This window comes from Gibbsiella quercinecans, from assembly GCF_002291425.1.
Classification (GTDB): Bacteria; Pseudomonadota; Gammaproteobacteria; order Enterobacterales; family Enterobacteriaceae; genus Gibbsiella; species Gibbsiella quercinecans.
In genome coordinates, this window is sequence record NZ_CP014136.1 from 5276215 (window position 1) to 5291280 (window position 15066).

Annotated in this window: 12 protein-coding genes; 8 read left to right on the top strand and 4 right to left on the bottom strand. The window is 56.2% G+C overall.

Annotated features, from left to right (window positions below; all coding sequences use genetic code 11):
• Nucleotides 1–332 precede the first annotated feature (332 nt).
• Together ACN28Q_RS23990 and ACN28Q_RS23995 are read left to right on the top strand one after the other, a co-directional pair.
• On the top strand, nucleotides 333–2252 hold the full coding sequence (locus tag ACN28Q_RS23990; protein WP_095848635.1) for a DUF3857 domain-containing protein: 1920 nt from the start codon (nucleotides 333–335) through the stop codon (nucleotides 2250–2252).
• Between the two features lie 278 nt (nucleotides 2253–2530).
• Entirely contained in the window at nucleotides 2531–3688 is a 1158-nt protein-coding gene (locus ACN28Q_RS23995; RefSeq protein WP_095848636.1) for a serine hydrolase domain-containing protein, read from the top strand.
• Between the two features lie 18 nt (nucleotides 3689–3706).
• Here ACN28Q_RS23995 and ACN28Q_RS24000 read toward each other — a convergent pair whose 3' ends face one another.
• Together ACN28Q_RS24000 and manA are read right to left on the bottom strand one after the other, a co-directional pair.
• Nucleotides 3707–5182 carry a YdgA family protein gene (locus tag ACN28Q_RS24000; RefSeq protein WP_095848637.1) on the bottom strand — a complete coding sequence of 492 codons (1476 nt, stop codon included), beginning with the start codon at nucleotides 5180–5182 and terminating at the stop codon, nucleotides 3707–3709.
• A 136-nt stretch (nucleotides 5183–5318) separates the two neighbouring features.
• Nucleotides 5319–6494, bottom strand: coding sequence for a mannose-6-phosphate isomerase (manA, locus tag ACN28Q_RS24005; protein ID WP_095848638.1), 1176 nt, complete (start codon nucleotides 6492–6494; stop codon nucleotides 5319–5321).
• Between the two features lie 198 nt (nucleotides 6495–6692).
• Here manA and fumC point away from each other — a divergent pair, with 198 nt between their 5' ends.
• From fumC to ACN28Q_RS24020, 3 genes are all read left to right on the top strand, one after another.
• Nucleotides 6693–8090 (top strand): class II fumarate hydratase, encoded by a 1398-nt coding sequence (gene fumC / locus ACN28Q_RS24010; RefSeq protein WP_095848639.1) that lies wholly within the window; start codon nucleotides 6693–6695, stop codon nucleotides 8088–8090.
• Nucleotides 8091–8212: 122 nt separating this feature from the next.
• Nucleotides 8213–8908 (top strand): helix-turn-helix transcriptional regulator, encoded by a 696-nt coding sequence (locus tag ACN28Q_RS24015; protein ID WP_095848640.1) that lies wholly within the window; start codon nucleotides 8213–8215, stop codon nucleotides 8906–8908.
• 62 nt (nucleotides 8909–8970) lie between these two features.
• A complete protein-coding gene (locus ACN28Q_RS24020; protein WP_095848641.1) occupies nucleotides 8971–9345 on the top strand; it encodes a VOC family protein in 375 nt (124 codons plus the stop codon).
• Nucleotides 9346–9351: 6 nt separating this feature from the next.
• On the opposite strand, the gene tus is transcribed toward ACN28Q_RS24020, so the two are convergent.
• Nucleotides 9352–10281 (bottom strand): DNA replication terminus site-binding protein, encoded by a 930-nt coding sequence (gene tus / locus ACN28Q_RS24025; protein ID WP_095848642.1) that lies wholly within the window; start codon nucleotides 10279–10281, stop codon nucleotides 9352–9354.
• 158 nt (nucleotides 10282–10439) lie between these two features.
• Nucleotides 10440–11705 (bottom strand): MFS transporter, encoded by a 1266-nt coding sequence (locus ACN28Q_RS24030; protein WP_095849181.1) that lies wholly within the window; start codon nucleotides 11703–11705, stop codon nucleotides 10440–10442.
• Between the two features lie 149 nt (nucleotides 11706–11854).
• Between ACN28Q_RS24030 and ACN28Q_RS24035 the strand changes: the two genes are divergently transcribed.
• The 3 genes from ACN28Q_RS24035 (at nucleotide 11855) to bioD (ending at nucleotide 15038) form a co-directional block, all read left to right on the top strand.
• On the top strand, nucleotides 11855–12748 hold the full coding sequence (locus ACN28Q_RS24035; RefSeq protein ID WP_095848643.1) for a LysR family transcriptional regulator: 894 nt from the start codon (nucleotides 11855–11857) through the stop codon (nucleotides 12746–12748).
• A 162-nt stretch (nucleotides 12749–12910) separates the two neighbouring features.
• Nucleotides 12911–14128 (top strand): sugar metabolism global transcriptional regulator Mlc, encoded by a 1218-nt coding sequence (gene mlc / locus ACN28Q_RS24040; RefSeq protein WP_095848644.1) that lies wholly within the window; start codon nucleotides 12911–12913, stop codon nucleotides 14126–14128.
• Nucleotides 14129–14360: 232 nt separating this feature from the next.
• Nucleotides 14361–15038, top strand: a complete 678-nt coding sequence (gene bioD, locus ACN28Q_RS24045; protein WP_095848645.1) for a dethiobiotin synthase — start codon at nucleotides 14361–14363, stop codon at nucleotides 15036–15038.
• Nucleotides 15039–15066 lie beyond the last annotated feature (28 nt).

Consider the following 15066-nt stretch of genomic DNA (forward strand, 5'->3'; position numbering starts at 1 on the left):
ATCCATCATGTTGCATAAAAAAGTGATGTTTATCACGTTAATTGCGCACAATGCCAGCATCAGGCGCCAATGGTGGACCTAATGGCGTTTGAAAATCGCAACCGCACCTACGTTAAGCCTGTTCTTTTTTAGTGACGGGTATTCACTGCGGGTAACCGTCATGATTCCTGTATAATGCGCTGGTTTTATAAACAGTTAATTCATGAGGGACCATGTCTCGACATGCCTCCGCGGTGAAAGCATTACTCTGTAATATTGGTGTGTCACCGTACATTTCCATGGGTAAATTTGCTGCTTTATCACTATTCTTTCATGTTCGTAAGGGAATGAAGATGAAAATCACTATCTCCTCAATAGTATTGCTTGCCGGTTTGGCGATACAACCCGCGCCAATACTGGCCGCAGAGCCTCCCGCGCCAGCGAAGCAAGCCGCGGCAGTTGGCAATCATTTCAGTTTCGTGCGCTATCATGCGGACTATCAGGTTCATGCTGACGCCAGCAGCGTGACTACCGAAAGCTATGAGATTTTGCTCAAGACCAAGGTCGCGGTCGAAAAGTTTAGTCAAATCCGCCAGAGTTACAGTGAAAAAATGGAAACGCTGGAAGTTCTGTCGGCCTATACGCTGACGGCTGACGGCCAGCGTTATGATGTCGCGCCTGAGCGCATTTATACCCAGGATGGTTATTCCAGCGCCCTGTCACCGATTTATGCCGATCGCAAGGTGCGGGTGATCGTGTTTTCCAATCTGGCGCCGGGCTCCCGGGTGGTGTATCAACTGCGCCGCACGCAAAATACGCCGTATTTCCCCGGCTATTTTAGCCTGTGGGAAACGTTCAGCGCCTTCGATCAATTTGACGATGCCGAAGTTACTTTACAGGCACCGGCCAGCCTGCCGATGCAGATTTATACCCGGGATGTGGACGGCAGTGACAAGCCGCAGCTTCGTGACGGGCAGGCACACTGGCGCTGGCATTATCAGCGTAGCACGCCGTTGAAGGCGCCAAACTGGACGGCAGAAAAATGGACGTTTAGTCCGGTCATCATGGCCGGTACTTACCGCGAGTGGTCACAGATGGCCAACGCCTATCAGTTGAAGGCGGGAGAAGCCGCGCAGGTTACCCCGGCGATCAGGACACTGGCGGAAAACATCACCGCCGGTATCGATGATCGCCGCGAACAGACCGCGGCCCTTTATCGCTGGGTAGCACAGAATATCCGTTATGTTGCGGTGTATCTGGGTAATGGCGGGCTGGAACCGAATTCGGCGCAAAGCGTGCTGGATAACCATTATGGCGACTGTAAAGATCATGTCGTCTTGCTGGAAGCTCTGTTGGCTGCCAAAGGCATCGACAGCACGCCGGTGCTTATCGGTGCGAATAAAGGCCCGTTACTGCCTGCCGTGCCGGTGCTAGGACGTTTTAATCATGCCATCACTTACGTGCCGGAGTTCGATCTGTATCTGGACTCGACCAGTGCCTGGGCGCGTTTTGGCCAACTGCCAGAAGCTGATTTGGGCGCACCGGTCCTGCTTACACGTGAAGCAAAGCTGGCGCGTACCCCGGATAATGACGAGCAACGCAATAGCTCCTCCCTTAACGTTGATCTCACTTTTGATGACTCAGGCAATTTACGGGGAAAAACCGAGCGCAAGTTGGGGGACGTAGACGAGATCGTCATGCGGCGCTATTTCTCCCAAGTCAACCCGCAGAACCGGGCGCGAGTCGAAGAGTCGATCATGGCGACTTCCGGCATCGATGGCCACGGAGAGATTGTTATGAACGATAATCCTCTCGATCTCAAAAAACCCTTCAGTTACGGCTATCGTTTCCGGGCCGACGATTACGTTGATTTTAACGTCGTTGGCGGAATGACCTTGCCTAACCCTCCCGGCGATCGCTCTTTCCGCAATCAGTACACGGCCACTGTGGCACCCACCAACGAGACGCCGTTCTATTGCCATGCGAAACAATATGATGAAACCTATCGCCTGCAATTACCGGCCAAGGTGCCGATTATCGCCATACCGGCGAATCAACAATTTCGCAATGCAGCGGGCGAATATCAGGTCGAATGGCGGCGTGACGGGCAGCGGGTGATCGTCAACCACCGGCTACAGATAAATGCCATCCGTGGCAAGGATGCGCTTTGTCAGCCGCAGGACTATCCAGCATTCCGCGCGTTGTTCCAGCAGGTGCGGCGCGGTTTCCGTGGGCAGGTGGTATACGGTGACCTTTCCAGCGAGAAACGGTGACACCTGTTTCTATGGGCTGTTAATGGCGACGGCGGTGACATTTTCATGTCTTCATCCGTGGGGCTTGCGCTCTCAGCTTAAGGTCTGCCGATGAACACCATTACCAACATAAAGAACGCATTTAATTTATAAAAAACCAACACCAGGTTGCCAGTTTAGCTGCACTGGGGCTGCGGGTTATCGGCTCTGCGGATTAAATCCGCAGTCTGATTTTTAATGCCTTTAACTTTCTGATGTGCTTTGTAAAATGAGGCTATAACCGATTGATGGAGTAGCAGATGCACAATGAAGATGAGCGTTTAACCGCGCGCGTACGGCACGCCAACCAGCAAGCGCTGGCGGAAGGGCGCCTGGTCGGCAGCGTGGTGCTGGTGGCGCGCGCGGGGGCTTTGGTTTGCGCCGAGGCCTGCGGTGATGCCGATCGTGAGCGGCAGCAGGCGATGCAACTTACGACGCAATTCCGGCTGGCTTCCGTTTCCAAGCCGTTTACCACTCTGGCGGCCATGCGGATGATCGAGCAACAAAAACTGGCGCTGAGCGATACGGTCAGCCAGTGGTTGCCCTGGTTTACCCCGGCGCTGCCGGATGGGCGGCGCCCGGCGATAACCATACGCCAATTGCTAACCCACACCGCCGGGCTGGATTACCGCTTCCATCAGCCGCCTGACGGGCCTTACCACGCGCTGGGGGTAGAGGATGGCCTGGGGCCATCGTCGCTCAGCCTGGAGCAAAACCTGCGCCGTCTGAGCAGCGCGCCTTTGCTGGCAGAGCCGGGCCAGATGTTCAATTATTCGCTGGCGATCGACGTGCTAGGGGCGGTGCTGGAACGGGTGACGGGTTTGCCATTGCCCCAGGTGTTTGAACAATGGGTGGCGCAGCCGCTTGGCCTGCGCAACACCGGCTTTAGCACGGAGAACGCGGCGAATCTGGCAACGGCCTACTATAACAGCGCAACCGGCCCGCAGCTGATGTATGACGGGATTAAGCTGCCCATTCCGCCTGATTTCGACTGTATTGTGGAGTTTGCGCCTTCGCGTGCGCTGGATGCCGCCGCTTATCCCTCCGGTGGGGGTGGCATGGTGGGCTGTGCTCAGGATGTACTGGCGCTGTTGGAAGCGATGCGCACCGGTGATAACGTGCTCCGGCCAGAGACCGCCGAACTGATGCGCCAACCGCACGTAGGGCCAGAGGCCGAAGTGATGGGGCCTGGCTGGGGGTTCGGTTTTGGCGGCGCGCTGTTGGCGGATGCGCAACTGGCGGCAACGCCACAGCATAACGGTACCCTGCAATGGGGCGGCGTGTATGGCAGCAGTTGGTTTATCGATCCGGTTGCACAGTTGAGCGTGGTGGCGTTAACCAACACGGCTTATGAGGGGATGAACGGCCAATATACGCTGCAGATTCGTGATGCCGTGTATGGGGTAAACCCCGGCTAAACGCCGGGGTGGGGAAGGTTACTGCTGCGCCGGGCCAGACATCAGGCCGAACAGGCCAATGAATTCCTGCAGCGTCATTTTATTGCCGTTCAGATCCACCTGATTATCGGCATAGTGGAAGCTGCTGCCGATCACGTCGTCCTTCAACGTGGTCAGTTTGAACATTTGCCCCATAGCCGCCAGCCCTTGAACCTGCTGCTGCGCCAGCTTTTGGGCTTCTTCGGTGTTGTAGCCTTGCAAGCGCGCGGCTTGCGCAGTGGTTTCCGTGGCCATGGCGACAGGAATGCTCAGCTTAGCGTCCAAGGTTTTCACCGCGTTCGCCAACGGCTGATTTTGCGCTGCCGTGGTGCCGCCCTGGGTTGGATCGGCCAGATCCAGCTTCAGGGTAAAACTGCTTTCGCCCTTACTGTTTTTCCAGCTCAGCGGGGCGATGCTGACTGACGGGTTGCCTTTCAGCAACAGCGGCAGGTTTTGCAGCAGGGTATCCGTTGCCTGCCGTTGGTACTCGGTTTTATCCAGTTCGTTGATCTTCTGCACCAGGGCCAACGCCTGTTTGTTGTAGTTCTCAGCGAAGGCTTTTACTGATTGGCTGTCCAGCCGGTCGATTTTGATCGTGAGCTTGCTGGAGCCGAAATCGTTGCCCAGCACTTTCATCGCATCCAGGGTGTAGTCAAGCTGGCCGTTGATGTTGCTCTCCTGTTCGCCAAACTTGCTCACTAAGCTGAAACCGTCCAACTGTACGGTATCTTTACCGTCAATGGCCACGTTCATTTGTTTGATGGTTGCCAATTGATCGCCCAGGGCCAGCTCAACGGAACTCAGGCGGCTGTTGCCGGTATATTTTACATCCTGCAGCGTGATTTGCTCGACCTGGCCAAACTGGTTAGGCCCGCTGAACACCGTACTGGCGTTCTGGAGGCTCATCGACATGCCCTTCATATCCCGCGAGATCTCGGAATTGATGGTGGCACCGCTAAATTTGACTGACGTCGCGTCTTTTTGGTAATCAACCGGGATCACCTCGGCAACGGTAGAGATTGTGCCGCTGTAGGAAATGCGCGAATCGGCGCTGAACAGCGGTTGGCCTTTGGTGATGTCAAACAGCGTTTTCAGCGCCGGGGTGTTCTCCAGGCGGGTATGCAGCGAAGCCATGCTGGGGATCAGGTTGAACTTTTTCAACTGCGCCAGCGGGAACGGGCCGTGATCGATGGTATCTTGCAATACCACTTCGTCGCCCGGTTTGAGTAGCCCATAGCCGGCGGCGTTATCGGTGCGCAGCACATAGCGCACTTGGCTACTGAACAGCCCACGCTGGTAGTTGTCGAAGCTCAACGTCATGCCGAGCTGCGGCATATCCTTTTTTAGCTGGTTGTTGGCGTTATCCACCATTTCGCCCATGCGCTGTTCGATAAGTTTGCCGGTGTACCAGGCCGCTCCAGTCCATGCTGCGCCAAGAATTACAATGACGCTGACAGCGACTAACGATTTTTTCATAGTTCTGTTCATCCTTTTTCGAGCCCCAGAGCGGGGCATGTGGGCTAAATGGGCCAACAAAAAAACGCCCGCAGGCGTTTAATTGTGAAGGTAATGCACGTGGTATAGCAACTGGTTTGCAAAATTTACTTGATGATTACGCCAGTAAATTATACACGCGCGCAATGCGGCCCTGGCCGCTGACGGTGATGGGTGACTCGTCGGCGCTGATAAAGCAAGACTCACCGGGCTGCAGGCGCACTGTCTCACCCTGTTTTTCCAGCACGGCCTCACCCGTAACGCAAAATACGATGGCGGCGCTGTTTTGCGCTAATGGCCGCGGTGCCGTAGTCAGCTCATGCAGTGAAAAGGCAAAGTCGTCCACCGGGATCGGGAAGAACAGCTCATTGCCGCGCTGTTCCGGCTGGGTAAGCAACCCGCTGGCCGGCTGCGGGCGGAACTGCAAGTTAGCCAGCAATTCGGGGATATCGATGAACTTCGGCGTCAGGCCGGCGCGCAGCACGTTATCGGAATTGGCCATTACTTCCAGCGCCACGCCTTTCAGATACGCGTGCGGTGTTTCTGCGTACAGGAACATCGCTTCGCCCGGCGCCAGCTTGATCACATTGAGCAACAGCGGCGAGAACAGGCCGCTGTCTTCCGGGTAGAAGCCGGCGATAAAGCGAATGGTATCCCAGGGTTCGCCCTGCTGGCTGTTGAGCGCCGCCTTCAACACGCCCAGCGCGCGTGTTTTTTGCTCACCGGTCATGCTGAGCAAGCTGGCAAACAGGGTGGCGAGGTGGGCGGTGTCCGGTTGGTTCAGGAAAGCAGCGATATCATGGTGAGCGCCGGCGAGTGGCTGCAACAGGGCCTTAATATCATCCAGTTCGCGAAAGCCATTGATGGCCAGGAACGGCGTCAGGGCAACAACCAGCTCCGGTTTGTGGTTCGGGTCTTTATAGTTGCGCTCTGCCGCATCCAGTGGAATACCGGCGGCGTTTTCTTTGGCGAAGCCGACTTCCGCGGCGGACTTGCTCGGGTGCACCTGAATCGATAACGGTTGATCGGCGCACAGCACTTTGAACAGGAAGGGCAGTTCGCCAAAGCGTTCGGCGACTTGCGCGCCCAACAGCCGTGGCTGGTCTGCATCTATAATATCCCGTAGCGAACGAGAATCACCGGCGGCGGCGACGCGCGAGCTGCTTTTCGGGTGGGCGCCCATCCACAGTTCCGCCATCGGCTTCCCGTCCGGATTGGCAATGCCATACAGGTTGGTTAGCGCATCGCGTGAGCCCCATGCGTAGTTTTGTACCGTATTAATCATTTTTTGCATGATTACTGCCTGCTAAATAAGGAAATTGTTGCTAAGTAAACAATGTGCGTGACTGGCATGCAAGTGGAAGATGTCTCAAAATGCTGTGAGATGCCTCTCTTAATGCGAATGATTATTATGTCACTATGCTGGAATGTTTGTCATGGGGCTGGCACGTCGCCGGCCCTTGCAAGTTTAGCTACTGCTGAGGAGACACTAATGGCAGCCGTTCGTATCGAAAAAGACACTATGGGCCCGATCGAAGTGCCCGCCGCTCAACTATGGGGCGCGCAGACACAACGCTCGCTGGAGCATTTTCGCATTTCCTCGGAGAAAATGCCGCCCGAACTGATTCATGCGCTGGCGCTGACCAAACGTGCCGCCGCCAGTGTGAATATGGATCTTGGCCTGCTGCCGGGGGAGCGTGGCCACGCCATTATCGATGCCGCCGACGAAGTGCTGGCGGGCAAGCACCCAAGCGAGTTTCCGTTGTCGATTTGGCAAACCGGCTCGGGTACCCAGACCAACATGAACATGAACGAAGTGCTGGCTAACCGCGCCAGCGAGCTGTTGGGCGGGGAACGCGGCGAAGGGCGGCGGGTGCACCCGAACGATGACGTCAACAAGAGCCAAAGCTCAAATGACGTATTCCCGACTGCGATGCACGTGGCGGCGGTGATCGCCTTGCGCGAACGGTTAATTCCGCAGCTTAAGGTGCTGCATAGCACGTTGAACGAGAAAGCCGCGGCGTTCAGCGATATCGTCAAGATTGGCCGTACCCACCTGCAAGACGCCACCCCATTAACGCTCGGGCAGGAAATTTCCGGCTGGGCCGCCATGCTTGAGCACAATCTTCGCCATATCGAGGCCAGCATCCCGCATATTTGCGAACTGGCGCTCGGTGGGACGGCGGTCGGCACTGGGCTTAATACCCACCCGGAATACGCGGTGCGGGTGGCCAAGGCGCTGGCGGAGCTTACCGGGCAGCCGTTCATCACGGCGCCTAACAAGTTTGAATCGCTGGCCACCTGCGATGCGCTGGTGCATGGCCACGGCGCGCTGAAAGGGTTGGCGGCTTCGCTGATGAAAATCGCCAACGACGTGCGCTGGCTGGCTTCCGGCCCGCGCTGCGGCATTGGCGAGATCGCCATTCCTGAAAATGAGCCGGGCAGTTCGATCATGCCGGGCAAAGTCAACCCGACCCAGTGCGAAGCCATGACGATGCTGTGTGCCCAGATATTGGGCAATGACGTGGCGGTGAACATTGGCGGCGCATCCGGCAACTTTGAGCTGAACGTGTTCCGCCCCCTGGTGATCCATAACTTCCTGCAGTCTGTTCGCCTGCTGGCCGACGGTATCAGCGGCTTCAATGAGCACTGTGCCGTGGGGATCCAGCCGAACCGCGAGCGCATCAGCCAGTTGCTAAATGAGTCGTTGATGTTGGTGACCGCGCTGAATACGCATATCGGTTATGATAAGGCGGCGCAGATTGCCAAGAAGGCGCACAAAGAAGGGCTGACGCTGAAAGCCTCGGCGCTGCAGCTCGGTTACCTGACGGAAGCGCAGTTTGATGAATGGGTGCGGCCGGAAGATATGGTCGGCAGCCTGAAGAAATAAACCGTTGTTATGCAGGCCTATGGGGCGATAATGCCCGCCAGCCGTCAACGCCCGTTTAAACCGCGGGGGTTGAGCTGGCAGGCATTATCGCCTGCATAGGCTTTTTTTATGGAGAAAATGCGGTGTCACGTACCCAGCGCCTTTTAGCGTTGATGCAAATACTCAGGCAACATCGTTACCCGATCGCCGGCCATACCCTGGCGCAGGAACTGGGGATCAGCATGCGCACCCTGTACCGCGATATTGCGACGCTGCAGCAGCAGGGCGCCGACATTTGCGGCGAAGCCGGCGTTGGCTATCTGTTGAAGCCGGGGTTCACGCTGCCGCCGCTGATGTTTTCACCGCAGGAAATTGAGGCTTTGGTGCTGGGGATGCGTTGGGTGAGCCGGCGTGGCGACAGCCAATTGGCCGATGCGGCAAACCATGCGCAAGCCAAGATCGCGGCCGTGTTGCCCGCCGCATTGCGCGATGATTTGGACAGTAGCACGCTGTTTATCGGGCCGGCGGACGCCACGCCGGTGGCGGATGACGTGATGGTATTGGTTCGCGCGCTGATCCGCCAGGAACGCAAGTGCGTTATCCAGTATGTGGATGCCGAAGGCCGCGCCAGCGAGCGGGTGCTGTGGCCGTTTGCTATCGGTTATTTTGAACAGGTGCAACTGCTGGTTGCCTGGTGCGAACTCCGCCAGACATTTCGCCATTTTCGCCTGGACCGCATTGGGCAAATTACCGCGCTGGAACAGCGCTATCCGCGCCGCCGCCGCGCACTGTTGAAAGACTGGCGGCAACAGGAAGGGATCGCTACTGCCAAAAACTGACAGCGTGATTGTTTAGCCTATGGGTATCGGGCCAGCCGGCCTTTATCCATCAGGAGAACATTATGAATACCCCAGGCCTTACCCTGTTGTACGTCGACAATCCCGAAAAAAGCGCCGCTTTCTACCGCCAACTGTTGGCGTTGGAGCCGGTCGAGCTTTCACCGACCTTTGCGTTATTTGTGTTTGATAACGGCAGCAAACTGGGCTTATGGCAGCGCGATAAGGTAGTGCCGCCGGCTGAAACTGGTGGCGGCGGGGCAGAGTTCTGTTTTTTGTGTGCGACCGCGCAGCAGGTGGATGCGCTCTACCAACAGTGGTGCGGGAAAAATGCGCCAATCATTCAGCCGCCGATAGAAATGGAGTTTGGCTATACCTTTGTGGCGACCGATCCCGATCGCCACCGCCTGCGCGTTTATACGTTAAATAACGCGTCGTAATGCCGCCTAGGCGTTGGTGTATAAATGCAGCCGCTTAATCAATAGCCGCAGCGGGCGGGCTTCAGGTTTGTATTTGTGTGTTACCGCATTGGCATCGTAATTGAGCAGTTCGCCAATGCGCGGTATCTGCGGCCCGCTTTCTATCTGGCACAGCGCCAGCAGCGGTAGCGGGCAGGGGTGTTGCACCTGTTTTTGCTGCTGCTGATACCACACGCGGGCGATCGGCTGTACCTTGACCGGCCGTTTGATCTTCAGCACCGCCTGCTGCGGCAGGCGAGCGATATCCGCTATCTCGCGGCCTACCATTTCAGCCCACTGTTCGCGGTTGTAGGGCGGCACGGTGCGCCCGGCCTTTTGGCTCTTTTCCAACTGCCGCAGAATATCGTCCCGGCGTACATTTTTGATGATGTGCTTGTTGGCCCAGCCAAAACGCACCGAGTCCGGGTTAGTGAGCAGGGGGATCGTCCGGTAGGCGCTGAGAGTGAGCAGCCCATGCAGATGGGTATGCACAAAGTCAAAGCGCTGTTCCGGTGCCAGGCCGGATTCCACGGTGATAATGTGCTCCAGCTCGTTTTTTAATCGGTTAATGGTGGCGATGCGCTGGGTTAACGCCTGGTAGTCGTGGTGTTCCACCGCCAGGCACACCACGCCGGGCAGGCGTACTGCGGCCTTGCTGCTGATATGCTGCTTATTATGGTGGAGGAACAGCCGCTGATAGTGCGCCAGCGCCAAATCGCGCGCCTGTTGCCCAAGGTGTTGTTCAACCGGGATCTGGGTAATTTCCTGGTGCTCTTTGCCTTTTTCAATTTCCGGCAGGGTGAACACCCGCGCGGCCAGCAGGCGCAGCGGCAGGATTTGCTGTTGCAACGTCGCCAGTTCCTGCTCCAGGGTGTTGAAGCAGGTATTCATGCGGCCTATAACATCGTATTTGCTCATTATGTTACCCCATTTTAGTTACAACATATATTATAAGGCATCAACCAAAGGGGGCAACATCAGCAACGGTGAACATAGGAAATAAAGCGGAAACCACGTCATGCAGCAAGAAATTGTCATGCCGAGGGCCAGCGGGCCCTCAGCATAAGATAGGGCGATTAGATGCGTGCAGCTTCCGGCAGTTGTTTCAGATAATGCACAACCAGCAGAGCCAGCAGCAGCATAATACTGATAAAGCCAACCACGCCGATCCAGCCAAAGCTGTGCCAAAATACGCCGCCTAACGTCCCGGCGATACTGGAGCCGGCGTAGTAACAGAACAGGTATAGCGAGGAAGCCTGGCCTTTTGCCCGGCGGGCGCGGCGGCCAATCCAACTGCTGGCCACCGAGTGGGAAGCGAAAAAGCCCGCGGAGAACAGCATCATGCCGATAAACACCACGGCAATCGGCGCCAGGGCGGTGATCACCACGCCAGCCAGCATGATCAGGATAGACGCCCGCAACACCGGCCCACGCCCGAAGCGGGCGGTCAACGCCCCGGCTTTCGGCGAACTGTATGAACCTGTGAGGTACACCACCGACAGCAACCCCACAACGGCCTGGCTTAAGTGATAGGGGTTTTCCAGCAGGCGATAGCCAATGTAGTTAAACAGCGTGACAAAGCTGCCCATCAACAGGAAGCCTTCGGCAAACAACAACGGCAGCCCTTTGTCGTGCCAGTGCAGTTTAAAATTGATTAGCAGCGTGCGCGGGCGTAACGAACTGGCCCTGAAGTGCCGTGAAGCGGGCAGAATGCGCCAGAACATACAGGCGGCGGCCAACGCCAACAGCCCAATGAACGCCAGGGCAATACGCCAACTGAAGAAATCCGTCAGCACACCGGTGATCAGGCGCCCGCTCATGCCGCCGATAGAGTTACCGCTGATATAAAGCCCCATGGAAAAGGCGACAAAGCTGGGATGGATTTCTTCACTTAGATAGGTCATGCCAACCGCCGCCACACCGCTGAGCGAAAGGCCAATCAGGGCGCGCATCAGCAAGATGCCTTGCCAACTGCTCATAAACGCGCAGATTAGCGTGCAAACGGCGGCCAGCAGCAAAGCGACGACCATCACCGACTTGCGGCCGATGGCATCGGAAAGCGGCCCGGTGAACATCAGGCCTATCGCCAATAATGCGGTGGAAAGCGACAGTGACAGGCTACTTTCCGCCGGCGAGATGCCAAAATCCTGCGATAACACCGGCAATATGGGTTGCACGCAGTAGAGCAAGGCGAAGGTCGCTAACCCGGCAGAAAATAGCGCCAGCGTCACGCGCATAAATTGCGGCGTGCCACGTTCAATATAAGGGAGTCTATTTAGGGAAGCGCGTTTGGTTTTTGGTGCTGGGGCCGTGTCATCATTGGCGGCCGGCGTCGACGGCATAGCGGCCGCTGAACGCTGAGGGGTTGTCACAGTGTTTCCTTACCGAACTTCGGGTGAGTTAAATAGGTGCTACGTTGGTGTGGAAAATGATAGGTAGCCCGTACTATTTTGTCTAATATATTAATCATTAAAATTGATACGTATTAAATATGAATATTGAGCTAAGACACCTCCGGTATTTCATTACCGTGGCTGAAGAGTTGCACTTTGGCCGCGCCGCAGAGCGGCTGCGTATTTCCCAGCCGCCGCTGAGCCAACAAATTCAGGCACTGGAAGAAATGGTCGGCGCCAGGCTGTTGTCCCGTAACAGCCGCAACGTGACGCTCACGCAGGCAGGGGAAATGTTCCTCAAGGAAGCCTATCAGGTTATCGATCAGGTAAACCGGGCGGCAGAAAAGGCCGCGCGCCTTGAGCGTGGCGAAATAGGGGAGTTGACCATCGGCTTTACCTCTTCTGCGCCGTTCATTACCGCCGTGGCCCGAAGCCTGCGGGCATTTCGCCATCAGCACCCGGAAGTGCACATCAAAATGCAGGAAATCAACTCCCGGCAGCAGTTGAACCCATTGCTGAACGGCGAACTGGATCTGGGCGTTATGCGTAATACCCGCCTGCCGGACGCGCTTTGCCATGAGGTGTTGTTGCATGAGCCGCTTGTGGCAGTGGTACCGGCGGGGCACTCGCTTAACCAGATTGCGCCCGGCGGGCTGCGTTTTCACCATCTGGCGCAGGAACCGTTCGTGTTTTTCGCGCGTGAAGTCGGCACGGCGTTATACGACGAAACGCTCTCGATGCTCGGCCGCGCGGGTGTCACTCCGTTCATTACCCAGGAAGTGGGGGAAGCGATGACCATCATCGGCCTGGTCTCCTCCGGGCTGGGTATTTCCATTCTGCCGGCGTCTTTTGCCCGGGTTAAAATTGATGGCGTTCGTTACCTGCCGTTGGCGGAACCGGAAGCGTTGACCGAAGTGTGGCTGGTATTCCATCGCCAACGGCCGCTAACCGCAGCGGCCAAGACGCTGCAGGCGCTAATGCTACGGCGTTAACCGCCAAACTTTACGTGGCACAAATTGGTGTTACCTGCAGCGAAAAATGGCGAATTTGTGCTGTAAATCACATAAATAATCAAACAGTTGACGCCTTCTGATAAAAGCTCCACCATAGCCACTAATCTTTATTTAGAAGCGCGAAAATAGTAGGAGCAGCGTGTGATCGCGGACGGGAAGCCTGGGCATATTGACCAGATTAAGCAGACCAATGCCGGTGCGGTATATCGGCTGATTGATCTGTGGGGGCCTGTTTCGCGCATTGAGTTGTCAAAACGCGCGCAGCTCGCGCCAGCCAGCATTACCAAAATTGTGCGTGAGTTACTTGAAGCCCACCTGGTGAAAGAAACCGAATACCAGGAAGTAGGCAGTCGCGGCCGGCCGGCGGTGGGGTTGGTGCTGGATACCGAAGCCTGGCATTACCTTTCAATCCGCATCAGCCGGGGCAGTATTACGCTGGCGCTGCGGGATCTTAGCAGCCGTTTGGTGGTTGAAGATCTGCTGGCGCTTGCGGCAGATCACCCAGAGGCGCTATTGCAGCGGATCGTCACTGAAATCGACCAGTTTTTTATCCGCCATCAACAGAAACTCGAACGCCTCACCGCGATTGCCATCACTTTACCGGGCATCATTGACGTCGCCAACGGCATCGTGCACAGCATGCCGTTTTACGACGTGCGTGAAATGCCGCTCGGCCCGGTGCTGGAAGAGCGCACCGGGCTGCCGGTGTTCATACAGCATGATATCAGTGCCTGGACTATGGCTGAAGCGCTGTACGGCGCTTCCCGCGGCAACCAGAACGTGATTCAGGTTGTGATCGACCATAATGTCGGCGCCGGGGTTATTTCCGGCGGCAGGGTGCTGCATGCCGGCAGCCACAGCGTGGTGGAAATTGGCCATACCCAGGTTGATCCCTATGGGAAACGTTGTTACTGCGGTAATCACGGCTGCCTGGAAACTGTCGCCAGCATTGAAAGCATTCTGGAACTCACCCAGCAGCGCCTGAACGGTGCGATAGATTCGATGTTGCAGGGCGTGCCGTTGAGCATTGAATCGTTGTGTGATGCGGCGTTGGCGGGCGATCAACTGGCGAAGGACGTTATTCTTGGCGTCGGCCATAGCGTGGGGCGCATTTTGGCGATCATGGTTAACCTGTTTAATCCGGAAAAAATCCTGGTGGGTTCGCCGTTAAACCGCGCCGCCGATATTCTTTTCCCGGCCATTCTTTCCTGCATTCGCCAGCAGTCGCTGCCCGCCTACAGCGAGCAGATTAAAGTGATCTCGACGCAGTTTTTCAATCAGGGCACGATGCCCGGCGCGGCGCTAGTAAAAGAAGCGTTATATAACGGCTCGTTGCTAGTGAAACTGCTGCAGGGTTAATAAACAGGCGTAATAACATTTTCTGTTTTAACAACAAATATTGAGCTACCTCAATCCGCTTCGGATCGCCATCCCATAGACTTTTGCTTGTCATAGGCTGTGTCTCTTTTGGCCGCTGCGCCACGCTAACGTTTTGCCGTCAACGTGAACGGTGGTGGCGCTTGGTTCTCTCTCTGGGTTTCAGTCTGCATATTCAGCATCATTTTTATTAACGGAGTTTTCCGGGGCATTCATGTTAAAGCGTTTATTTGTGACAGGTACGGATACCGACGTCGGTAAAACTGTGGTTTCTCGCGCGTTGTTGCAGGCTTTTGCGGCACAAGGACGTTCTGTGGCAGGGTATAAGCCGATTGCGGCGCACTGCCTGGAAACTGATGAAGGCGTGCGCAATAAAGACGCTTTGGTTTTACAGGCATCGTCAACCATGCCGTTGTCTTATGAAGAAGTTAATCCTATCACCTGTATGGATGAGGTTTTCCACGCCCATGCAACGCAGGATATTGAATACAATGTCATGAGCCGCGGCCTGCAGCAGCTTTCCGCCAAGGCAGATACCGTGGTGGTTGAAGGCAGCGGCGGCTGGCGGGTGCTGATGAATGATTTACGCCCATATGCAGAATGGGTAGTGCAGGAGCAACTGCCGGTGATCCTGGTGGTCGGCATCAAATTAGGCTGCGTCAGCCACGCATTGCTGACGGCGCAATCGATCATTAACGATGGCCTGCCGCTGTTGGGCTGGGTAGCCAACCGCATCAACCCGGGGTTGGCTCACTATGCTGAAACCATCGATGCGCTACAGTTGCGTATCCCGGCGCCATTGCTGGGCGAGATCCCGTATCTCCCACGTGCCGAGCAGCGGGAACTGGCGCACTATCTGGATATTTCCCCATTGCTCGATCGCGAGGCATAACGTGCAGTTCGTTCACGCCCGCAGCTTT